23 protein-coding genes are annotated in these 19,060 nt (G+C 69.0%); 15 read left to right on the plus strand and 8 right to left on the minus strand.

From position 1 onward, the window contains the following. Window positions 1-77: 77 nt before the first annotated feature. A complete protein-coding gene (gene lptD / locus D4766_RS12285) occupies window positions 78-2,432 on the minus strand; it encodes an LPS-assembly protein LptD (RefSeq protein ID WP_120717706.1) in 2,355 nt (784 codons plus the stop codon). Between the two features lie 112 nt (window positions 2,433-2,544). On the opposite strand from lptD, the gene D4766_RS12290 reads away from it, so the two are divergent. From D4766_RS12290 to D4766_RS12315, 6 genes are all read left to right on the plus strand, one after another. Then, on the plus strand, window positions 2,545-4,014 hold the full coding sequence (locus D4766_RS12290) for a leucyl aminopeptidase (RefSeq protein ID WP_120718222.1): 1,470 nt from the start codon (window positions 2,545-2,547) through the stop codon (window positions 4,012-4,014). A 51-nt stretch (window positions 4,015-4,065) separates the two neighbouring features. After that, a complete protein-coding gene (locus D4766_RS12295) occupies window positions 4,066-4,245 on the plus strand; it encodes a DUF2256 domain-containing protein (protein ID WP_120717707.1) in 180 nt (59 codons plus the stop codon). Next, on the plus strand, window positions 4,242-4,664 hold the full coding sequence (locus D4766_RS12300) for a DNA polymerase III subunit chi (protein WP_120717708.1): 423 nt from the start codon (window positions 4,242-4,244) through the stop codon (window positions 4,662-4,664). The genes D4766_RS12295 and D4766_RS12300 overlap by 4 nt, the downstream gene beginning before the upstream one ends. Before the next feature lie 82 nt (window positions 4,665-4,746). Beyond that, complete coding sequence (ndk, locus tag D4766_RS12305; protein WP_120717709.1) at window positions 4,747-5,169, plus strand: nucleoside-diphosphate kinase; 423 nt, start codon at window positions 4,747-4,749, stop codon at window positions 5,167-5,169. Window positions 5,170-5,259: 90 nt separating this feature from the next. Continuing rightward, on the plus strand, window positions 5,260-5,700 hold the full coding sequence (locus D4766_RS12310) for a nuclear transport factor 2 family protein (RefSeq protein ID WP_120717710.1): 441 nt from the start codon (window positions 5,260-5,262) through the stop codon (window positions 5,698-5,700). Further along, complete coding sequence (locus D4766_RS12315; protein WP_162935765.1) at window positions 5,697-6,116, plus strand: nuclear transport factor 2 family protein; 420 nt, start codon at window positions 5,697-5,699, stop codon at window positions 6,114-6,116. The genes D4766_RS12310 and D4766_RS12315 overlap by 4 nt, the downstream gene beginning before the upstream one ends. 37 nt (window positions 6,117-6,153) lie before the next feature. Here the strand turns inward: D4766_RS12315 and D4766_RS12320 are convergent, their stop codons facing one another. Both D4766_RS12320 and purN read right to left on the minus strand, forming a co-directional pair. Then, a complete protein-coding gene (locus D4766_RS12320) occupies window positions 6,154-7,338 on the minus strand; it encodes a sulfotransferase (RefSeq protein WP_120717712.1) in 1,185 nt (394 codons plus the stop codon). Further along, window positions 7,338-8,294 (minus strand): phosphoribosylglycinamide formyltransferase, encoded by a 957-nt coding sequence (gene purN / locus D4766_RS12325; RefSeq protein WP_407701496.1) that lies wholly within the window; start codon window positions 8,292-8,294, stop codon window positions 7,338-7,340. Before purN ends, D4766_RS12320 begins: the two co-directional genes overlap by 1 nt. Window positions 8,295-8,349: 55 nt before the next feature. On the opposite strand from purN, the gene D4766_RS12330 reads away from it, so the two are divergent. Next, a complete protein-coding gene (locus D4766_RS12330; protein WP_162935766.1) occupies window positions 8,350-9,405 on the plus strand; it encodes an AI-2E family transporter in 1,056 nt (351 codons plus the stop codon). Between the two features lie 9 nt (window positions 9,406-9,414). On the opposite strand, the gene purM is transcribed toward D4766_RS12330, so the two are convergent. After that, window positions 9,415-10,536: a phosphoribosylformylglycinamidine cyclo-ligase gene (purM, locus tag D4766_RS12335; RefSeq protein ID WP_120717714.1), complete on the minus strand. Its 1,122-nt coding sequence runs from the start codon at window positions 10,534-10,536 to the stop codon at window positions 9,415-9,417. 69 nt (window positions 10,537-10,605) lie between these two features. Between purM and D4766_RS12340 the strand changes: the two genes are divergently transcribed. From D4766_RS12340 to D4766_RS12355, 4 genes are read left to right on the plus strand one after another with little or no spacing between them, the layout of a single operon-like run. Next, complete coding sequence (locus D4766_RS12340; RefSeq protein WP_234024803.1) at window positions 10,606-11,904, plus strand: heavy-metal-associated domain-containing protein; 1,299 nt, start codon at window positions 10,606-10,608, stop codon at window positions 11,902-11,904. Further along, entirely contained in the window at window positions 11,904-12,518 is a 615-nt protein-coding gene (locus tag D4766_RS12345; protein WP_120717715.1) for a P-loop NTPase family protein, read from the plus strand. The genes D4766_RS12340 and D4766_RS12345 overlap by 1 nt, the downstream gene beginning before the upstream one ends. 28 nt (window positions 12,519-12,546) lie before the next feature. After that, a complete protein-coding gene (gene epsC, locus D4766_RS12350; protein WP_120717716.1) occupies window positions 12,547-13,266 on the plus strand; it encodes a serine O-acetyltransferase EpsC in 720 nt (239 codons plus the stop codon). Continuing rightward, window positions 13,263-13,613 carry a DUF2794 domain-containing protein gene (locus D4766_RS12355; RefSeq protein ID WP_120717717.1) on the plus strand — a complete coding sequence of 117 codons (351 nt, stop codon included), beginning with the start codon at window positions 13,263-13,265 and terminating at the stop codon, window positions 13,611-13,613. Before epsC ends, D4766_RS12355 begins: the two co-directional genes overlap by 4 nt. A gap of 75 nt (window positions 13,614-13,688) precedes the next feature. On the opposite strand, the gene D4766_RS12360 is transcribed toward D4766_RS12355, so the two are convergent. Together D4766_RS12360 and D4766_RS12365 are read right to left on the minus strand one after the other, a co-directional pair. After that, the gene (locus tag D4766_RS12360) at window positions 13,689-14,621 is read right to left on the minus strand and encodes an SDR family NAD(P)-dependent oxidoreductase (RefSeq protein WP_120717718.1); all 933 of its coding nucleotides are present in this window, start codon (window positions 14,619-14,621) and stop codon (window positions 13,689-13,691) included. 116 nt (window positions 14,622-14,737) lie between these two features. Beyond that, window positions 14,738-15,406 (minus strand): HAD-IA family hydrolase, encoded by a 669-nt coding sequence (locus D4766_RS12365; RefSeq protein WP_120717719.1) that lies wholly within the window; start codon window positions 15,404-15,406, stop codon window positions 14,738-14,740. A 60-nt stretch (window positions 15,407-15,466) separates the two neighbouring features. Here D4766_RS12365 and glmU point away from each other — a divergent pair, with 60 nt between their 5' ends. Genes glmU through D4766_RS12385 form a run of 4 tightly spaced genes read left to right on the plus strand, consistent with a single transcriptional unit; the run spans window position 15,467 to window position 18,360 of the window. Further along, window positions 15,467-16,828, plus strand: a complete 1,362-nt coding sequence (glmU, locus tag D4766_RS12370) for a bifunctional UDP-N-acetylglucosamine diphosphorylase/glucosamine-1-phosphate N-acetyltransferase GlmU (protein ID WP_120717720.1) — start codon at window positions 15,467-15,469, stop codon at window positions 16,826-16,828. Further along, window positions 16,825-17,433 carry a hypothetical protein gene (locus tag D4766_RS12375; RefSeq protein ID WP_120717721.1) on the plus strand — a complete coding sequence of 203 codons (609 nt, stop codon included), beginning with the start codon at window positions 16,825-16,827 and terminating at the stop codon, window positions 17,431-17,433. Before glmU ends, D4766_RS12375 begins: the two co-directional genes overlap by 4 nt. Further along, a complete protein-coding gene (locus D4766_RS12380; protein WP_120717722.1) occupies window positions 17,430-17,711 on the plus strand; it encodes an HNH endonuclease in 282 nt (93 codons plus the stop codon). The genes D4766_RS12375 and D4766_RS12380 overlap by 4 nt, the downstream gene beginning before the upstream one ends. Window positions 17,712-17,766: 55 nt before the next feature. After that, window positions 17,767-18,360, plus strand: coding sequence for a heme-binding protein (locus D4766_RS12385; protein WP_234024804.1), 594 nt, complete (start codon window positions 17,767-17,769; stop codon window positions 18,358-18,360). Between the two features lie 12 nt (window positions 18,361-18,372). On the opposite strand, the gene D4766_RS12390 is transcribed toward D4766_RS12385, so the two are convergent. Both D4766_RS12390 and D4766_RS12395 read right to left on the minus strand, forming a co-directional pair. After that, window positions 18,373-18,612, minus strand: coding sequence for a DUF1153 domain-containing protein (locus tag D4766_RS12390; protein WP_120717724.1), 240 nt, complete (start codon window positions 18,610-18,612; stop codon window positions 18,373-18,375). A 130-nt stretch (window positions 18,613-18,742) separates the two neighbouring features. Beyond that, window positions 18,743-19,048 (minus strand): VanZ family protein, encoded by a 306-nt coding sequence (locus D4766_RS12395; protein WP_234024805.1) that lies wholly within the window; start codon window positions 19,046-19,048, stop codon window positions 18,743-18,745. Window positions 19,049-19,060 lie beyond the last annotated feature (12 nt).

The raw sequence follows: 19,060 nt of genomic DNA on the forward strand, positions 1-19,060 counted from the left end.
TCCGCCGGTTGGGACCGGACGGCTTAACCGTAGCTGAGTGTTCGCGCAGCGTTAGCGCCTCGCGTGCGAAGTGCCAACTACCTGAAACCGAGGTTCCTGAGGGCGAAGTAGAACTGGAAGGTGTTGCCCTTGCGCGCGTCGCCCTGGTCCAGATAGTCGCGCCGCCACGTCGCCCCCAGTTCGAGGCAGTCGTCCTGGTAGGCGACGCCGAGCCGGGTGCGGACCGGCTGGAAGCCGTCCGACGTCAGCCGCGGATCTTCTTCCCGGTCGGTCAGGTTGAACACGCCCGAGCCGAAGACCGACCAGTATTGCGCGAATGCGAAGCGGCCCGCCAGGCGCAGTTCCTCGCGGTCGCGCAAGTCCTCGATCAGCGGCGAGATGTCGCGGTTGAGGCGCAAGTATCCGGCCTCGATATACGTCCGCTGCGATCCCACCGTGGCGTCGATCTCGTTGCGGCGCACGGCGAGGCTGTCCTTGTCGAGCCGGAAACGGTGGGTCAGCTTGATGAAGTCGCGATAGCGCACGTCGGTGCGGCCGACGAAGTCGCTGACCCGTTCGCTGAGACCGGTGCCGTCGGGCAGAATGCTTTCGCGATTGTTGAGACGGTAGGACTGGCCGATGGTCGTATCGATGCGCCAGTTGGGGAAGGTGAGCTGCCAGTCCACGCCGTAGGTGATGCGCGGCCGGTCCTCGATCCGATCGTACCCGGGAAAGCGGTTGAGTGCGAAGAGGTTGGTGTCTTCCAGATCGACGGCGCGGGCGTCTTCGTTGGGAACGGCGAGGTTCTTGATCGGCGGGCTGAGGACGAGCTGCACCCGCGGTGTGAGAACCTGCGTGCCGCCGAAGGCCGGGCCGACGAAGGGCCACTCGATGTCCGCCGCAGCTAGCGCCACGCCGCGCGTTTCCCAACCCGGATTGCCGCGATAAATCGCGGTGGAGGTGAGGAAGTTGTCGTCGGAATGATAGATGTCGCCGCGCACCAGCGCGGTCAGCGTCAGCAGCTGGCCGAGGCCGGTGACGCGCCGCAAATCCCACTTCGCCCCTGCGAACGCACGCTGCGTATCCTGCCCGTCGGGCCGGTGCAGCGCGAGTGTGTTGGCCTGTATCTCCACCTTGCCGCCCGCCAGGAACGGCGTGTCGAACCGGCGGCGGTAATCGATCAGCGGCAACGCCACCGGAACCTGACCCTGGGGGACCCCCAACCGCAGGGTCTGGGTCGAGAAACCCGATATGCCGAGATAGGAATCGGCGTCGATTCGCTCGACCTCGATCATCGAGCGCAGGCGGTCGTCGCGGCTGATGTCGTACCGGCGCAGGAAGGTCCGGTCGGACGCGCGGCGGATCGAGTAGTTGGCGCTCCAGTTGGGGGTGAGCTGAAACCGGCCGTTGGTGAAGATGTACCCGCGCAGCGCGTCGTTCCCGCTGGCGGTCCCGCCGAACGGGTCGAGCCGGCGGCTGTAGGTGAGGTAGCCCGTTGCCTGATAGGCGCCGTACCGCGTCAGGTGGCGATACTGCCCGCTCACCATCGGCGGCGCGCCGGTGAACAGGTAGGCGCCCAGCGTCAGGTCCTGGTTTTCGGCGAAGTTGAAGTAGTAGCTGCCCGAGATCTCCAGCCCGTTGTTGCGCGAGTACTGGAGGTCGGGAACGAGGAAGCCCGAAACAGGCCGTCCGTCCGTGCGGATGGCGAGGCCGGGCAGGGGAATCAGCCGCGCGCCGAACAGTTCGAGGTAGGCCCCCGAAAAGCGCACCCGCTTGTCGTCAGGCGAATAGACCACCCGGTCGGCGGTGATTCGCCAGCTCGGTTCCTTGGGACAGCCTTCGGTGTCGACCACTTCGCACCCGGTATAGGCGGCGCGCACGAGATCGAGCGTACCGTCGGCCATGCGCGAACCGCTCGCCGCGGCGAGACGCCCGCCTTCGCGCAGCGCGAGAAGCAGATCCTCCATCGCGCCGGCTTCGAACTGGTCGGTCAGCTCGATGCGGCTGGTGAAGAGCTGGTTGCCGTCCTCGTCCACGAAGCGGACATCGCCGGTGCCGACGATCTGCCCCGTCTCGCGGTTCCACGTCACGTTGTCCGCGCGGACCGATTTCTCGTTGTTGCGCAGCACCACGTTACCGCTGGCCGTGACGGTGTTCGAATTGTCGTTGTATTCGAGGGCGTCGGCCTCGAAGTTGATCTGGCGCTCGCTGCCCGAAGGCGGCGGCGCGCCGGTTTCGCTGATCGGCGGGATCGGCGTCGACAGCTCGGGCGGGGTCCCTTGCGGATTCTCGGTCGTGCCCATGCCGGCGGCAGGGCCAAGCGGACCTTCGGCATCCTGTGCGCGGACCGGGGAAGCCGTAGCGAGCGCAAGCGCGAGCGCGGCCCCGCTCGCAGCCCAAACGGGCAGGCGGCGTGCCAAAGCCTGCTGCGGTCCTCTGATCGCGGGGAGCATCGCTTGCCTATCGCAGCACTGCCGCCTAATCGCAATCGCCATCCTGACACTCCAGCGCACGCAAATGCGCTTTTGCCGCGACCGTCGCGGCCAGACCGAATCCGGAGAGCCCATGCAGATCGAATTCGCCGCCACCCGTCCCGACACCACCCCGATCCTCGCCCGCATCGTCGCGCAGGACGACCTGCCTGGCGATCTTCCCGCGACGGTCGCCGAAGGGGCAAAGGCCGCGCGCTTCAAGGGGCGGCCGGGGCAGGTGTTCGACGGGTTCGCCGAACACGAGGGCTCGGTGGTGCGCGTGGCGCTCGCCGGGGCGGGCAAGCCAGGCGACGAGGCACGGATCGCCAACCTCGAGAAGGCGGGCGGCGCGCTGTCGGCCAAGTACGCCGCTTCGGGTGCGGACAGCATCGCGGTGGACCTTGCCGGCTTCACCGCGGAGGAAGCCGCCGCAGTCCTGATGGGGTTGCGCCTGCGCACGTGGCGGCACGATCGCTACCGCACCAAGATGAAGGACGAGCAGAAGGTCACCCTGCAGAGGGTCGTCGCGGTCGGCGCGCCCGACGGCACCGAGGCGGCCTGGGCCGATGCGAGCGCGCTCGCCGACGGGATCGAGCTCACCCGCGAGCTCGTGACCGAACCGGCGAACGTGATCTATCCCGGCAGCTTCGTCGACCGCGTCCGCCCGCTCTACGAAGCGGCGGGGCTCGAAGTGACCGTTCTGGGCGACGCCGAGATGGAAGAACTCGGCATGGGCGCGCTGCTCGGCGTGGGCTTGGGCTCGGAGCGCGAATCGCGGCTGCTGGCGGTGAAATGGAACGGCGGCGAGGCGGGCGCACGGCCGATGGCCTTCGTGGGCAAGGGCGTTACGTTCGACACCGGCGGCATATCCATCAAGCCGGGACCCGGCATGGAAGACATGAAATGGGACATGGGCGGCGCCGGTGCGGTCGCGGGCGCGATGCTGGCGCTGGCGAAGCGCAAGGCGAAGGCCAACGTCGTGGGCGTCATGGGCCTCGTCGAGAATATGCCCGACGGCAAGGCGATGCGCCCCGGCGACGTGATCACCAGCATGAGCGGGCAGACGATCGAGGTGCTCAACACCGATGCCGAAGGGCGGCTGGTGCTGTGCGACGCGCTCCACTGGGTGCAGGAGGAACACGATCCGGTGGCCGTCGTCGACTTCGCGACGCTGACGGGGGCGATCATCGTTTCGCTGGGGCACGAGCACGCCGGGCTGTTCTCGAACGACGACACGCTGGCCGACGCGCTGACCGCCGCGGGCCGGGAATGCGGCGACAAGCTATGGCGGATGCCGCTGGCCCCGGCCTACGACAAGATGATCGATTCGCCGATCGCCGACATGAAGAACATCGGCGGGCGCGATGCGGGCTCGATCACCGCGGCGCAGTTCCTCCAGCGCTTCATCGGCAAGGACGCATCGGGCAAGGATCGGCCCTGGGCGCACTGCGACATCGCGGGCACCGTGTGGTCCGCCAAGCCCGGGGCGACCCACGAGAAGGGCGCGACCGGCTTCGGCGTGCGCCTGATCGACCGCTACGTCCGCGACGTGCTCGAGAGCTGATGCGCTCGGCGCCCCAAGCAGCGAAGCGATAGGGCGCGAGCGGTGCCCAGGATGCGCAAGAAGGCCGACCTGCCGAGCAAGAACTGCGCGGCGTGCGGCCTTCCCTTCGCCTGGCGCAAGAAGTGGGAACGGGACTGGGACAACGTGAAGTACTGTTCCGACCGCTGCCGCAAGGCGAAGGCCGCCGCTTCGCCCTCGAGTAGCGAAGCGGCTGGCCCCGAAACATCATGAAGCTCGATTTCTGGCAACTGTCGCGCGATCCGGTCGAGGCGGTGGTAGCCCGCATCGCGCCGCGCGTGCTGGATGGCGGCGACCGGCTGCTGGTGGTGGACGGCGATGCCGAGCGCCGCGCCGCGATCTCGCGCGCGCTGTGGGCGGAAGGCGGCTTCCTCGCCAACGGCGAAGACCATGCCGCGCGCCAGCCGATCCTCCTGTCCGGCGAATGCACGGCCGCGAACGGCGCGCGGACTGCGGTGTTCGCCGACGGCACCTGGCGCGAGGAGGGGGCGGGCTTCGAACGCACTTTCCTGCTGTTCACGGCCGCTCAGGTCGCTGCTGCGCGCACCGTCTGGCGGCAGTTCGACGGACGGGACGACGTGACCCGCAGCTATTTCGAACAGGACGGCGGCAAGTGGGTGAAGCGCGCCTGAGACGGCTCGCGCTTGCGCGCCGGGCGGGGCGGGGCTAGGGGCGCGCGCAAATCCCCCACCATTGCAACCCGAGGACAATCCCATGGCGGTTACCCGCACCTTTTCGATCATCAAGCCCGATGCCACCCGCCGCAACCTGACCGGTGCGGTCACCAAGATGCTGGAAGACGCCGGCCTGCGCGTCGTTGCGTCGAAGCGCATCCAGATGACCCGCGAACAGGCCGAAGGCTTCTACGCCGTGCACAAGGAACGCCCCTTCTTCGGCGAACTGTGCGAATTCATGACCAGCGGCCCGGTGGTCGTGCAGGTTCTCGAAGGCGAAGATGCCGTGAAGCGCAACCGCGACGTGATGGGCGCCACCAACCCGGCCGACGCCGACGAGGGCACCATCCGCAAGACCTTCGCCGAAGGCATCGAGGCGAACTCGGTCCACGGATCGGACTCCGAAGAGAACGCCAAGATCGAGATCGACTACTTCTTCCAGCCCGACGAAATCGTCGGCTGAGCCGGCGCGAAGCGGCGCTTCGCGATGCTGGCAGAAATGTTGAGCCGATAGGACTCGAAACCGCCCCCGACCCCGTGGTATGCACCTTGCATGCTCTGGGGAAGGGGTCGCAAGTGCAAGGCACTCGCCGAGCGGTTCGCCGCTGCCGCGAACGCGCGCGACATCGATGCCATGCGCGGCCTTGTTACCCCCGATTTCACCTACATCGACAGCTGGCGTGAAGGCGTCGAGGGGCGCGAGATATTCCTCGCCGCGGCGCAGGCGCTGTTCGCCGCCGATCCCGACTTCCGGATCGAGATCGAATCAATCAGTTTCAGCGATCCTTACGTCCTGATGCGCGGCTGGGCGAGCAGCGGGATCGCCGAATACGGCCGCCGCCGCGCAGTCTGGCGGGCGCGCTGCGAAGACGGGCTGCTGGGCGAATGGCAATCGTGGGCCGAAGGCGGGCCCCCGGCAATGAGCCGCGCCTATTCACCCGCCAAGGTCGTCGATCTGTCGGCCCGGGCATCGGAAAAGCCAGCCGCCCCGTGATCGCGCGCCTGCTGGCCGAGAAGGGCTTGTTGCCGCTCGGCCGCCGGCGCCGTCGCCTCGCCTTCGCCCGCAGGTATGTCGCGGCGTTCAACGACCGGGACTGGGTGCAGGTCGAACGCATGCTGGCGCCGGAATTCCGCCACATCGACACTGTCGGCGACGTCGTCGAAGGGCCGGCACGCTATATCGAGGCGAGCCGGCGACTGGCCGAAATCGCGCCGGACGTCTCGATCGTCGTCGACGACATGGCCGTCGGGCGCGACCAGCTCTACTTGCGGGGCAGACTGGTGTCCGCCATCGCAAAGCTCGACGAGGCGACCGTATGGCAGGCCGAATTCGCGGGCGAACGATTGCGGACGCTGCGCCTCACCCGGCCGCACAACACAGTGCCGCTTTCGCGTCTGCTTGCCGACTAGCGTGGACCCCTCGAGCCGGTGTCCGCCGGCTACGGCCTCAGGTCTCCGCGAACCGTCGCAACATCGCCGCGTGGTTGCGGTGGTCGGCGTCCCGGTCGAGCGAGCGTTCGCGTTCCATGCCCGCCAGCGCGGCCGGGCTCAGGCGCAGGCCGAGGGCGGTGTAGGTCGCTGCGATGGCCTTGCGCCAGTCGGCATTGAGCGCCTCGAACCCGGTCACCGCGACCGGTCCCTCGAACGCCCGCAGCGCTTCCGCCATCCGCTCGTCGCGCAGGGCGATCTTGCGATGCCATTCGGCCTCGATCGCGGCGAGGTCGGCATGGTCCGACTGGAACGCCGACTGGCTGGAGACGAGCGACACGCTGCTCGCCCAGACGCCGCTTTCGTCGCGGTCCGACGCGGCAACGCGCGCACCGGGCAACTGCGCGAGGAGGTCCGGCAGATCTTCGGTGAATTGCGGGCACTTCAGCACGCGCGGCCGGTCGGTATTGCCGCGTGTCGCCGCATCGGTGCGCAGGATGCGCGCGAATTCGCGGTAGACCGGCACCGCGCCTTGCGCCTCGCTCCACGCGACGTAGCCGGGAATCCGCCACTGCGCCTCGAACGCGCAAGGGTTGAGCGCGGCGGAAAGCCAGCCGATCTCTTCGTCCGCCCGTGTCGCGCCGAAGGGATGCAGCGTGTCGAGCCAGGGGTTGATCCGGCGCGCGACCATCAGCGCCGCCGTTCCCTTCAAAGGGCGCAGGTCGGGCGAGCGCGGGACCGGATCGAAGCTGTCGCAGAAGCGGGTGCCCGCATGCGCCGGATCGGCTGCAAGCAGGCGGTGGAGCCGGGTGGTGCCGCTGCGCATCTGGCCGACCACCACGATGGGCGGCGCGATCTCGGTGCGCGCAAGTTCGGGCCGCGTGCGCCAGAGCCGGCCGAGCGCATGGCGCTTGCGGATCGCGGCGGTGAGCTGGCCGTAGGCGAGGGTATGGCCGAGCGGGTTGAGCGCCGCTTCCTCGCGCAGCGACCGGCACAACCGGTCGAGCCGATCGCGGAAATCGGCCACGTCCTCCGCACTGCGCTCGCCGCTTTCGTCTTCGGGTGCGAAGCCCCGGCTGCCGATACGCCAGAGATAGTCGGGGTCGAGCGGCGGCTTCTCGTCGATGCCGAGACGCCAGATGGCGGCGATCGCTTTGCGCGCGAGACGGGCGGTCCGCGAGACCGCGAGCGGGTGGGAGCGCATCAGAACGGGTCGGCCGCGTCCATCAGCGCGGTTAGTTTCTTCGGCGCGACCGCGCGCCAGCTGCGCGCGATGCGTCCCTCGACCGCGTCCCAGTCGGTATCCCCCAGGTCCAGCCGGGCGGCGATCCAGTCGTCACCGAAATAGGCGGGGCGGAAATATCGTTCGGGGTCGTTCTCGATCAGCTGCGCCTGTTCGTCCGGCCCGCCAATCTTGGTCAGCAGCGCGATGCGCCCGTCGCCATGACGATCGACCGAGACCCAGGCGAACTTCTTGCCATTCTCGATGCCGAAGCACGGCATCCCGTGGCTCGTCGTTTCTTCCGCGCGGGGCATCGCCATCGCGCGCTCGCGCACCTTGTCCACCAGCCAGTCGGCATCGAACGGGCGCGAGACGTATGCGGCGAGGACGCGCGGGTAGAGCTGGTGCTCGGCGATGCGTACCCGCTCGGCGAGGCTCGCTTCGGTATCGCCCGGCATCACCGCGACCCGCGCCTGGCCCAGGACCTCGCCCGCGTCGAGTTCATCGGTGACGAGATGCACGCTGCATCCGGCATGGCTGTCGCCCGCCTCGATCGCGGCGCGATGGGTATGAAGGCCCCGGTATTTCGGCAGGAGCGAGGGGTGGATGTTGAGCATCCGGCCCTCCCACGCGCGGACGATGTCGGATCCCAGCACCCGCATATATCCCGCCAGCGCGACGTACTGCGCGCCCGCCTCGCGGATCGCGGCATCCATCGCGGCATCGTGCGCGGGCCGGTCCATGCCCCGGTGCGACAGCGCGAAGGTCGCCGTCCCCTCGGCCCCGGCGAGCGCGAGCCCGGCGGCGCCCGGATCGTTGCTGGCCACCAGCACGATCTCGAACGGGGCGTCGGGCTGACGGCTGGCATAGAGCAGGGCGGCCATGTTGGTGCCGCTGCCCGATATCAGCACGGCGACCCGCGCCTTCCTCACCGTCATCGTTCGAAACCCTTCGCGCGGAACCGATTGTTCCGGTAACGGCTTGTGGCAGCACATGGGACCCCCGCTCAAGCCCCGCCCGGAAGATATTCCGTATCTCCGCAGACTCGGGTGGACGATCGCGATCGCCGCCGCGCTGCTCGTCGTCTGGCGCGCATCCGACCTCCTGCTGCTCGCGTTCGGCTCGGTAATCGGGGCGGTGGTGTTCCGCAGTGCCGCGGGGCTCTTCCGCCGGTTCGGCATCCGCAATCACGGCGCGTCACTGGTGCTCGGGGTGCTGATGTCGCTCGGCATCCTGGGCGTTCTCGTCTACCTCATCGTGGTCCAGTTCGGGACCGACATCGCGCAGATGATTGACAACCTGCCGCAGATCATCGCGTCCATCGAAGCGACCATGAGCACGACCCCGGTGGGCGAGGCGATCGTCCGCGCGGTGGAGGCGGCCGTCGCCGGCAGCGCGATCGCCGACCGGCTCGGCACGCTGGCGGCGGGCACGGCCGAAGTGCTGCTGAACTTCCTCATCGTCATCATCGGCGCGCTGTTCCTCGCGGGCAATCCCGGCCCCTACAAGCGCGCGGTCGTGCTGCTCACCCCGCCCGCGGGGCGCCCGATGATGGAGCGCGCGATCGGGAAGATGAGCATCGCGCTGCGCCTGTGGCTGAAGTCCAAGCTCATCTCGATGACCGCGATGGCGGTGCTGATCGGGGGTTCGCTGTGGCTGGCGGGGCTGGAGAACTGGGCGGCGCTGGGGCTGCTCGGCGGCCTCAGCGAGTTCATCCCCTACGTCGGCCCGGCGGTCGCCATGCTGCCCGCCATCGGCCTCGCCGCGGCGCAGGGCGGGGACGTTCTCACCTATACGTTGATCGCCTTCGTCGCGGTGCGGGTGATCGAAGCGTGGCTGATCACGCCGTTCGTCAACAAACAGGTGGTCGACATTCCGCCCGCGCTGACGCTGTTCACGATCCTGGGAGCAGGCGCGGTGTTCGGCATCTACGGAGTGTTCTTCGCCGGGGCGCTGCTCGTGGTGGCGTTCGTGGGCGTGCGCGAGATCTATTTGCGCGACACGTTGGGGGAGGACATCGACGCGATCCCGGAGGATGCCGCGACCTGATCCGGCCGCTCAAGCGGTGTGAACGGCCTCCCAAGCCTCGCGCGCCGACCATGTTTCGGCCGACCCGCGAACGGTGCACCCGCGTGGCCCCTCGATAACCTCGCCGATGCGGATCACGCTTTCGCCGTTGGCTTCGAGATCGGCCGCGACCTCGCGCGCCATGTCGGGCGCGACGGCGAGGACCATCCCGATCCCGCAGTTGAAGGTGCGGGCCATTTCGCCCGGCTCGATATGGCCCTGCGCCTGCAGGAACGCCATCAGGCGCGGTTGCTCCCACGCGTCGGCGTCGATCACCGCGTGCGCGCCTTCGGGAAGCACGCGTGGAACGTTCTCGAGCAGGCCGCCGCCGGTGATGTGGGCGAGCGCGTCGATTTTCCCTGCGCGCACCAGCGGCAGCAAGCTCTTCACGTAGATCTTCGTCGGCGCGATCAGTGCGTCGATCAGCAGGACTTCGGGGTCGAACAGGGCGGGGCGGTCGAGCCGCCAGCCCATGTCCTCCGCGAGCCGGCGGACGAGCGAGTAGCCGTTCGAGTGGACCCCCGAACTCGCCATCCCGAGAAGGACGTGCCCGGGCCCGACCCGGTCGCCGGTCAGCTGCTCGCCTCGCTCGACCGCGCCGACGCAGAACCCGGCCAGATCGTAGTCGCCGGCCGCATACATCCCGGGCATCTCGGCGGTCTCCCCGCCGATGAGCGCGCAGCCTGCCTGCCGGCATCCCTCGGCGATGCCCGCGACGACGCGCGTCGCGACGCCGTTCTCGAGCTTGCCGGTGGCGAAATAGTCGAGGAAGAACAACGGCTCCGCGCCCTGGACGATAAGGTCGTTCACGCACATCGCAACGAGGTCAATGCCGACGGTGTCATGCCGGTTCGCCTCGATGGCGAGCTTGAGCTTGGTGCCCACTCCGTCGTTCGCGGCGACCAGCAACGGATCGCTGTAACCGGCCGCCCGCGGATCGAAGAACCCGCCGAAACCACCAAGCTCGCTCGTCGCGCCGGGGCGGGCAGTGCTCTTCGCGAGCGGCCCGATGGCGCGGACGAGAGCATTGCCCGCGTCGATCGACACCCCGGCCGATTCGTAGGTATAGGATTTGGGCGCATTGGATTTGGGCGGGGGACCGTTCGATGCCATGCGCCCGCACTGACGCATTCGCGCTTGGATTTCCATGCCCGTTTGGGCAAAAGGCCGCCAGTTTTCCCCATGACCGCCACCGTCACCCTCCTCCGCGACCCGCGCCGCGCCCTCCTGATCGGAACCGTCGGGCTCGCGTCCGCAGCGATCCTGGCGCTCGCCGGACAGGCGCTGGTGGCGCAGGTGGCGGGCGACCGGGGCATCGCGGCGGTGGCCTCCTCCGGCGACATCGTGATCGGGGGGGTCGAAGTCGACGTGACCGGCAAGAGTGCCGAGGATGCGCGCGACGAGGGCTGGCGCGAGGCGATGAAGCTTGCATGGAAGAAGGCCGGCGGTCCGGCCATTCCCGACGGCCAGCTCTACGGCCTCGTATCCTCGGTCGTCATCGAGCACGAGGAACTGGGGCCCAACCGCTACATCGCGCGGCTCGGCGTGGTGTTCGACCGCGCGCGTGCCGGCGGCCTGCTGGGGCGGGGCGGCACGGTCACCAATTCGGCGCCGATGCTGCTCGTGCCGGTGCTGATGACCGGCGGGGCCAATACCGTCTACCAAGTCCGCAACCCATGGCAGCGCGCCTGGGCCGAATACCAGCCCGGCGCGAGCAGGGTCGACTATGTCCGCCCGTCGGGCGCGGGCGGCGATTCGCTGCTCATCACCTACGGCCAGACTGGCCGCCGCAGCCGCACATGGTGGCGCAACGTGCTCGACCAGTTCGGGGCGAGCGACGTCCTCGTAGCGATCGCGCATCTCGACTATGAGTACCCGGGCGGCCCGGTGAAGGGGCGCTTCACCGCGCGCTACGGGCCCGACGACGAGTATCTCGGCACCTTCACCATGACCGCGCCCAGCCAGGCCACGCTCCCCGCCATGCTGGACAAGGCGGTGCTGCGGTTCAATTCGATGTACGAGGCCGCGCTGGCCGACGGCCGCCTGAAGCCCGACGCCACGCTGAACCTCGGCGCGCCGCAGATCGACCCGGCGATCCAGCAACTGATCGAGATGGGCCGCGCGGCCGAGGCGCAGGAGCGCGCCGACCGCGCCGCTGCCGCCGCCGCGCGCGCAGCGCGCGATGCGCCCGCGCCGACCGCCGTGCCGTCCTCCGACACGGCGCCCAACGCCCCGGCCGCGAACATGGGAAGCTACATCGTCCAGTTCGCGACGCCCGATGCGGGCGCGTTCGATGCCTCGCTCGCCGCCGTGCGCGCCGCGCCGGGGGTGCGCGCGGCCGCCGCGACCAGCACCGCCATCGGCGGCACTTCGCTGATGAGCGTGGTCTACAGCGGGACGGCCGCCGACCTCGCGGCCGCGCTGCGCTCGCGCGGGTTCACCGTGCGCCAGTCGGGCAACGCGATCTCGATCAGCCGCTGATGGCCGGGCAGATCGCCCTGCCGCTGCCGATGCGGCGGGCGGACGATCCGTCGCGCATCGTCGTCGGCAATGCCAACCGCGCCGCGGTCGACGCCCTGGCCGACCCTTCGCAGTGGCCCTTCGCGACCGCGATCCTCGCGGGCCCGCCCCGCAGCGGCAAGACCCTGCTCGCGCGGTGGGCTGGGCGAACGGATGGGGTAGAGGTCGTCGACGGCGCCGATGCGGCCGACGAGACCGCTTTGTTCCACCGCTGGAATCGCGCGCAGGAAAGCGGCACCGCGCTCCTCCTCGTCACCGATCGCGACCCGTGGGATATCGCGCTTCCCGACCTGCGCAGCCGGCTGGGCGCAGCGCTCCACCTCGCCATCGGCGTGCCCGACGACGACATGGTGGCCGCCCTGATAGAAGCGCATGCCGATGCCCGCGGCCTTGTCTTGGGCGAAGGCGCGCTTACCTATCTCGTGCCGCGGCTCGAACGCAGTTTTGCCGGGATCGAGGCGGTCGTCACCGCGATCGACCGGCTGACGCTGGAGCGCAAGGCGCCGCCGACGCTGTCGGTCTGGCGCGATGCGCTCGACGCGGTGCAGGGGGCCGAGCAGCCCCGCTTGCTTTGACGGCCGGTTGGTGGGAGATTCGCGGACAATGTTCGATGCGCTGACATCCTACCTGGATTCGATCCGCGCGCGCGATCCCGCGCCGCATTCCCGGTGGGAGATTCTGCTCTATCCCGGCGTCCTCGCGCTCGGCCTGCACCGGGTCGCGCACTGGCTGTACGAGGCGAAGCTCTATTTCCTCGCCCGGCTGGTCAACCATTTCAGCCGCTTCCTGACCGCGATCGACATCCACCCCGGCGCAAGCATCGGGAAGAACTTCTTCATCGACCACGGCTTCACCGTGATCGGCGAGACCGCGGAGATCGGCGACAACGTCACGATCTACCAGTGCGTCACGCTGGGCGGCACGAACCCTGCGAACGGCATCCCGGGCAAGCGGCACCCGACCATCGGCGACAACGCGATCATCGGCTCGGGCGCGCAGGTGATCGGGCCGATCGTGGTCGGCAACCGCGCGCGGATCGGCGCCAACGCGGTCGTGACCGACGACGTGCCCGAAGGCGCGACGATGATCGGCCTGAAGGCGCGCAGCACGCTCGTCCCGGCGGAGGAGTGGATGCGCGAATTCCTTCCTTACGGCACCCCGTGCGAGGACCCGTGCGCCCCCAGCCGCGACGGGGTGGAGAAACTGGAGAGCGAACTGGCCGCCCTGCGCGCCGAGATCGCGGAGATGAAGGCGGCGCTCGCCGCGTCCGCGCCCACGCCAGCACGCCAGCCCGCCAAGCGCAGCGGAACCAAGCGCGGATGAGCGCCGGCAGCCGCGGTGCGGTCGTCCTCTTTCCCGGTCGCCGCCCCAACCAGGTGGGGTTCGAACGCGAGGAACTGATGCGCATCCTCGACCTCTACGGCCGGATGGTCGCGGCGGGCGAATGGCGCGACTACGCGATGGACTTTACGAAGGATTTCGCCGCCTTCGCCGCCTTCCGCCGCACAGCCGAACGCCCGCAGGCGCGGATCGAAAAACGGCCTGCCCTGCGCAACCGGCAGGGCATGTGGACCCTGTTCGGCGAACACGGCCAGATCTTGAAACGCGGCCACGAACTCCCCGGCGTCCTCGCCCCGATGGAACGCCGTCTCGTGAAGGCGGTCGACTAGCAGTCCCGCAACGAAAAACCCCGCGCACTCGCGTGCACGGGGTTTCTCGTAACTCTCAAGCTATAAAGGCGGGCCTCAGCCCCGGGTCGAGCTCGGCGCGGCGTCGCCCATGACGGCCTGCATGGCCTTCAGGATCGCGCCCGACTGTTCGCCGCCGTTGTTCGGGGCGTGGAGGCCTGTCTGGGCGCTGATCTTGTCCCAATTGGCCGCGAAGCCTTCGACGGTGCGCTCGTCTTCCGGCAGCCACACGGCGTCGTTCATCATGACCCACGCCGAATGGAAGCCGCCCGCACCCGCGCCCACGATGGCGTTGGTCGGCGCGTCCTCGGATACGAGGAAGAGCGCGGCGGGGACCACGTTCTCGGGGCCGAACATCTTGAACGCCTGTTCGGGGAACAGGTCCTCGGTCATGCGCGTGCCCGCGACGGGGGCCAGCGTGTTGACCTTGATGTTGTACTTCGCGCCCTCGAGCTGGAGGGTCTTGGTGAGGCCGGCGAGGCCGAGCTTGGCCGCGCCGTAGTTCGCCTGGCCGAAGTTGCCGAACAGGCCGGTGGAAGACGCGGTCATCAGGATGCGGCCATAGGCCTGCTCGCGCATGGTTTCCCACGCCGCCTTGGTGACGAACGCGCTGCCGGTGAGGTGCACCTTCAGCACGAACTCGAAATCGTCCGGCGTCATCTTGGCGAATGTCTTGTCGCGCAGCACGCCGGCGTTGTTAATGAGGACGTGGACGCCGCCCCACTTCTGCTTGGCGTCCGCGACCATCTTTTCCATCTGCTCGAAGTCGGTGACCGAGCCGCCGTTCGACACAGCCTCGCCGCCGGCCTTCTCGATTTCCTCGACGACCTGGAGGGCGCTGTCGGAATGGCCGGTACCGTCGCGCGCGCCGCCGAGGTCGTTGACCACGACCTTTGCGCCGCGGCGGGCGAGTTCGAGCGCGTATTCGCGGCCCAGGCCGCCGCCTGCGCCGGTGACGATGGCGACCTTGTCCTTGAACGAAACGGTCATGCGAAATGCTCCTGCTGGCTGGGGCGCGGTTTACGCGCGCGTAAAGTGTGCGGCGGCAGTGGCACCATCGCGCGGCCGTTGCAACAGGCGGCGGGGCAGCCCGCCATTCCGTAAGGTCAGAGCGTTTCGAGCACAGGAACCAGCTGGTCGAGCGAATCGACGACGGCGTCCGCCCCCATCGCGAGCGGGGCGAGGTCGTGGTAGCCGTAGGTGACGGCGACAACCGGCACACCCGCCGCGCGCCCGGCCTTCATGTCGTAGGAACTGTCGCCCACGAATGCGAGCCGCCCGCCGCCCAGCCGATCCCGTGCGGCCCAGATGAGGTCGGGCGCGGGCTTGGCCCTCCCCTTGCCGAGGCTGTCGCCGCCGAGGACGAGGTCGATCCGGTCGTGCATTCCGAGCTTGTCCAGCACGCCATTGGCAAACTCGAAGAACTTGTTCGTCACCACCGCCAGCCTGACCCCGCGACCGCGCAGTTCGTCCAGCACTTCCAGGGCGTGGGGGTAGGGGCGGGTGTAGTCGGCGTAATGCTCGCCGTAATAACGCAGCATCGCCTTGTAGAGCTCGCGAAAGCGGCCTTCCTCGACGCCGCCCTGCGCGTCGAGAGCGCGGCGCAGCATGATCTTGGCGCCGCCGCCGATGAGGTCGGTCGCGCTTTCGATCGGGACCACCGCGAACCCGCCCAGCGTGAGCGCGTGGTTGACCGCGGTGCCGAGGTCGCGGTGCGTTTCGAGGAGGGTGCCGTCGAGGTCGAAGGCGACGATGTCGAAGGGAAAATCGGCCATTGCGCAACGAGGTAGCGCGGATTCTTCCCACGGCAACCATTCGGTGGCATTGGCGCGGGCATGAGCACTCGCGAATTCGCCGCCGTCATCCTCGCCGCGGGCAAGGGCACCCGCATGAAGTCGGACCTGCACAAGGTCCTCCATCCCATCGGCGGGCGCGCGATGCTGCATCACCTGATGGCGAGCGTCGACGAACTCGGCCCGTCGCGGACGGTCGTGGTCGTGGGCAGCGGGCGCGAGCAGATCGAGGGCGCGGTGAGCGGGCGGGCGGCGACCGCGCTGCAGGAACCGCAGCTCGGCACCGGTCATGCGGTGCAGCAGGCTGAGGCCGATCTCGCGGATTTTTCGGGCGACGTCCTCATCCTCTACGGCGACGTGCCCTTCGTGCGGCCGGCCACCATGCGCCGGATGCTCGACCGCCTGCACGAAGACGACGCGCCCGCCGTGGTCGTCTTGGGGTTCGAGCCCGACGACACGCTGCAGTACGGCCGCGTGATAGCGGGCGCGGACGGCACGATCGAGAAGATGGTCGAGCACAAGGATGCCAATGAGGCGGAGCGCGCGTGCCGCCTGTGCAATTCTGGCCTGATGGCCGCGCGCGGAGCCGACCTGTTCGACCTGCTGGCGCGTGTGGGCAACGATAACGCGGCCGGCGAATACTACCTCGTCGACGCGGTCAACGTGGCACGGGCCGACGGCCGCAAGAGCGCGGTCGTGGTCACCGACCATGCGGCCGAGGTCGCCGGGATCAACAGCCGCGGCGAACTGGCCGAGGCCGAAGCGCAATGGCAGGCCTTCCGCCGCGAGGAAGCGATGGCCGAAGGCGTCTCGCTGCGCGCGCCGGAGACGGTCTTCTTCAGCTACGACACGAAGCTGGGGCGCGACGTGACGGTGGACCAGAACGTGGTCTTCGGTCCCGGCGTGACCGTGGCCGACGGCGCGCATATCCGGGCTTTCTCCCACCTCGAGGGTGCGAGCGTCGGCGAAGGCTGCGAAGTCGGTCCGTTCGCCCGCCTGCGCCCCGGTGCGGTGATGGAGAAGGGGGCCAGGGTCGGCAACTTCGTCGAGATGAAGAAGGCGGTGCTCGGCGAAGGGGCCAAGGCGAACCACCTCACGTACCTCGGCGATGCGGAGGTCGGCGCGGGCGCGAACATCGGTGCGGGCACGATCACCTGCAACTACGACGGGTACTTCAAGCACAGGACGGTGATCGGCCCGCGTGCCTTCATCGGGTCGAACAGCGCGCTGATCGCCCCGGTGCGGATCGGGGCCGACGCCATCGTGGCGGCGGGCAGCGCGGTCAGCCGCGACGTCGGCGACGGCGAACTGCGGATGGTCCGCGCCGATCAGCTGGTGAAGCCGGGCTGGGCCGATCGCTTCCACGACGCGATGAAGAAGAAGAAGGCGGCCGGGAAGGGGTGATCGGGCGCGTCGCCCTTTGCGTGACGGCAGCCTGCGCGCTCGCGGCGTGCGGCGTTGCTGGGCAGCCGGAACCGGGCGGCGAACTGGCCGATGCGCCCGCAACGGCGGCGGCGGCCTCGGCGCCGGCGACCACGGCGACAGAGACGGCGAACGGCACTGGCTGCCGCGCAGGCGAAACGGCGATCTTCCAGTGCCGCACCGGGACCGGCGAGACGATCGCCGTGTGCTCTGCCGGCGGCGGGACTGCGCGCTACGCCTTTGGGCGCGCGTCGCCCGAGATCGAACTGACGGGAGGCCGCTGGGCGCGGATCGGCTATTCGGGCGGCGGCGAATTGCAGATCGCCTTTGACAACGGCCCGGTGCGCTACGTCGTGTTCAGCCGGACCGTGCGCACCAACTTCGCCGCCGGGGAGCCCAACGACCCCGCGATGAGCGACGGCGTCGTCGTGCTGCGGGACGGGCGATTTGACGGGATGCAAACCTGCACCGGCGGCAGCGCTGCGGACTATTCGGACAGGACGGAGGCCGCCCTGCAGACGCTGCCGCAGTCGGACGACCTGTTCACCGACGAGACCTACCGGGCCGATCGGCCGGCACCGCGTTGAGCGATGCGGCGGTGGTGTGCTGGCTGTGCCACCGCCCGTTGGGGCGCAAGGTCCAGCAGCATCACACGGTCCCCAAGGCCAAGCGCGGGCGCGACACGGTGCCCGTCCACCCCATCTGCCACCGCGCGATCCATGCGAACTTCACCAACGCGGTCCTCGCCCGCATCGGCGACGACCGCGCCGCGCTGCTTGCGAACGAGGCTCTGGCGAAGTTCGTGGCCTGGGTCGCCGACAAGCCGCCCGATTTCCATGCGCCCACCCGGCGGCCGCGCGGTTAGGGGAACCGAACGGCGCGCGGACCATCTCTCCGGCAAGGTTTGAGGAGACAGGTGCGTGACACGAACGAAGATGGCTCTCGCCGGCGCGGCGACCGCGCTGATCGGCGGGGCAGCGGCCTATTACCTCCACGAACGCAATACCGAGCGCCCCGACTACGACACGCTGCGCGAGGAAGGGCGGTTCTCGCTCCGCGCCTATCCCGAACTCACGACCGCCAGCGTCGTGCTGACCGGCACCCGCGACAAGGCGCTGCGGCGCGGTTTCCAGCGGCTTGCCGACTACATCTTCGCCAGGGACCGCGCCGGCGAAGAGATCGCGATGACCGCGCCGGTGCTGCAGGAAGAGGGCGGGTCGCCCGAGACCTGGCGGGTCCGCTTCGTCATGCCGAAGGACCGCGCCGCCGATGGGCTGCCGACCCCGGCGACCGGCGTGGCGATCGACACGATCCCGGCGCGCCGGGTGACGGCGGTGCGCTTTGCCGGCAGCGGCAAGTCGGCGGATTTGCGCCGCAACGAGGATGCGCTGCGCCGCTGGATGGAAAAGGAAGGCCTGCAGCCGGTCGGCCGCTTCGAATACGCGTTCTACAATTCGCCGTTCGTCCCGCCCTTCCTGCGGCGGAACGAGGTCATAGTCCCGGTCGCAGGCTGAGGGGCGTTCCGGTCAGGCGAGCTCGCGCGCCTTCGTGCGGGCGGCCTTGCGATCGACCTGGTCTTCCCAGCTCTTGAACTCGCTGCGGCTGAGCAGGTAGCGCCAGCGCGCCTCGTCGAACGTGATCAGCTTGTCGCGCACCGCATGGACCACGTCGGCCTTGCGCTGTTCGCTCCAGTGGATGTCGTGATCCTTGGGCAGGCCGGCGCGCTTGATCGCTTCCGAAACCGTGCTGTTGTATGGGTAAGCCATTGGGTTTGCTCCTGAACCGGTGCCCCCTGTACAAGTGCAAATTCGGCCCGGAAAGTTAATTCGGGCTTGTCGGGAATGGTTAAGGCGAGGTTGTGCATCCGGGCCGTTGCGGTTGCGCGACGAACCGAGTTCAGAGGCGGGGCAGCACCAGCCGGGTCGCACATAGCGCGCCGACCGCAGCACCGATGTCGACTATCCAGTCCATCAGATCGCAGTCGCGATTGAGGGCTGGGATCGCCTGAAACAGCTCGATCGCCGCGCCGAAACCGGCAAGCCATGCGAGCAGGGTCACCAGCCGCCGTTCGCGCCAGCCGGCGGCGGCGAGTACTGCCAGGGTGGCGAAGGCCATCATGTGCTGGATGCGGTCGCCCGGTTGCAGGGGGAGGGCGGGGGGCTTGGGCAGCAGAGCCATCACGAGGGCGAACGCCGCTGCCACGAAAAACGCGCG

The sequence above is a fragment of the Tsuneonella amylolytica genome, from assembly GCF_003626915.1.
Lineage (GTDB): Bacteria > Pseudomonadota > Alphaproteobacteria > Sphingomonadales > Sphingomonadaceae > Tsuneonella > Tsuneonella amylolytica.

What these genes read in the sequence shown, in the direction of transcription:
- D4766_RS12345 (WP_120717715.1), top strand. Translation starts at nt 11,904, where the DNA reads ATGGCCGGGCAGATCGCCCTGCCGCTGCCGATGCGGCGGGCGGACGAT.
- ndk (WP_120717709.1), top strand. Translation starts at nt 4,747, where the DNA reads ATGGCGGTTACCCGCACCTTTTCGATCATCAAGCCCGATGCCACCCGC.
- lptD (WP_120717706.1), bottom strand. Translation starts at nt 2,432, where the DNA reads ATGCTCCCCGCGATCAGAGGACCGCAGCAGGCTTTGGCACGCCGCCTG.
- D4766_RS12390 (WP_120717724.1), bottom strand. Translation starts at nt 18,612, where the DNA reads ATGGCTTACCCATACAACAGCACGGTTTCGGAAGCGATCAAGCGCGCC.
- purN (WP_407701496.1), bottom strand. Translation starts at nt 8,294, where the DNA reads ATGACGGTGAGGAAGGCGCGGGTCGCCGTGCTGATATCGGGCAGCGGC.
- D4766_RS12360 (WP_120717718.1), bottom strand. Translation starts at nt 14,621, where the DNA reads ATGACCGTTTCGTTCAAGGACAAGGTCGCCATCGTCACCGGCGCAGGC.
- D4766_RS12365 (WP_120717719.1), bottom strand. Translation starts at nt 15,406, where the DNA reads ATGGCCGATTTTCCCTTCGACATCGTCGCCTTCGACCTCGACGGCACC.
- D4766_RS12330 (WP_162935766.1), top strand. Translation starts at nt 8,350, where the DNA reads ATGGGACCCCCGCTCAAGCCCCGCCCGGAAGATATTCCGTATCTCCGC.
- D4766_RS12355 (WP_120717717.1), top strand. Translation starts at nt 13,263, where the DNA reads ATGAGCGCCGGCAGCCGCGGTGCGGTCGTCCTCTTTCCCGGTCGCCGC.
- purM (WP_120717714.1), bottom strand. Translation starts at nt 10,536, where the DNA reads ATGGCATCGAACGGTCCCCCGCCCAAATCCAATGCGCCCAAATCCTAT.
- epsC (WP_120717716.1), top strand. Translation starts at nt 12,547, where the DNA reads ATGTTCGATGCGCTGACATCCTACCTGGATTCGATCCGCGCGCGCGAT.
- D4766_RS12295 (WP_120717707.1), top strand. Translation starts at nt 4,066, where the DNA reads ATGCGCAAGAAGGCCGACCTGCCGAGCAAGAACTGCGCGGCGTGCGGC.
- glmU (WP_120717720.1), top strand. Translation starts at nt 15,467, where the DNA reads ATGAGCACTCGCGAATTCGCCGCCGTCATCCTCGCCGCGGGCAAGGGC.
- D4766_RS12310 (WP_120717710.1), top strand. Translation starts at nt 5,260, where the DNA reads ATGCTCTGGGGAAGGGGTCGCAAGTGCAAGGCACTCGCCGAGCGGTTC.
- D4766_RS12290 (WP_120718222.1), top strand. Translation starts at nt 2,545, where the DNA reads ATGCAGATCGAATTCGCCGCCACCCGTCCCGACACCACCCCGATCCTC.
- D4766_RS12320 (WP_120717712.1), bottom strand. Translation starts at nt 7,338, where the DNA reads ATGCGCTCCCACCCGCTCGCGGTCTCGCGGACCGCCCGTCTCGCGCGC.
- D4766_RS12300 (WP_120717708.1), top strand. Translation starts at nt 4,242, where the DNA reads ATGAAGCTCGATTTCTGGCAACTGTCGCGCGATCCGGTCGAGGCGGTG.
- D4766_RS12340 (WP_234024803.1), top strand. Translation starts at nt 10,606, where the DNA reads ATGACCGCCACCGTCACCCTCCTCCGCGACCCGCGCCGCGCCCTCCTG.